General features: G+C 64.2%; 1 protein-coding gene. It reads right to left on the reverse strand.

Features of this window, described 5'->3' with window-relative positions:
- The coding region (locus GXY01S_RS16790) for a transposase (RefSeq protein ID WP_169797774.1) at nt 1-734 on the reverse strand (734 nt) is incomplete at both ends.

Below are 734 nucleotides of genomic sequence, written 5' to 3' on the forward strand. Positions count from 1 at the left end.
GTTCCATCGACAGCACGGTGTCGGCAAAGGATGGCGCGTCCGCTGGCGTGGCGACAACGCCGGTTGTCACGATCAGCTGGCTGCCTTCGGCGCAGACCACGGCCTGGGCATTGTAAGCCTGCCGGAACTCGTGGGCGTCCGAACGCCGCATGAGGCGGCTGTCGGGATCGGTCAGACTGATCTGCCGGTCGGGTGGTGGTTCATCATCCGGCGGTTTCGGCGCCTGGCCGCGACGCCCTGTTTTTGCGTCATGCACCGCCTTCTTTTTCTCGTATGCCGGTCGCGCCGCCTCGGCCTGCGCCTTCGCATCTGCTTCCAGCCGGGCGCAGGCTTCGTCCAGCTTCGCTTTCAGCGTTTCCCGTCGGGCAAGCTCTTCTGGCAGGGCCTGCGGATCTCTGTCTGTGGCATCCGCGTGCTCCGCCTGGTCCATCAGTTTCGCGATATCCACCGCCAGCTGTTCGCGCAGCGCCCTGATCCGGTCGTAGCGCAGGGAACGGTATTTCGATGCGTCAGCATCGATTTTCGTGCCGTCGATCGACACCACGCCCAGACGCAGCAGGCCTGTCTCGCGCGCCACAAGCAGGACCTGTGCAAATGCAGCTTCAATGGCGCCCCTGTTCGTCCGGCGGAAGGTCGCAATCGTATCATGATCCGGATGCAGGTTCGCCGCCACGAAGCGCACCCCGATGTCGCGATATGTCGCCCGCTCGATCCGGCGTGAGGAAAAAATCCCG

The sequence above is a fragment of the Komagataeibacter xylinus NBRC 15237 genome (genome assembly GCF_001571345.1).
In the GTDB taxonomy this organism is placed as follows: Bacteria; Pseudomonadota; Alphaproteobacteria; order Acetobacterales; family Acetobacteraceae; genus Komagataeibacter; species Komagataeibacter xylinus.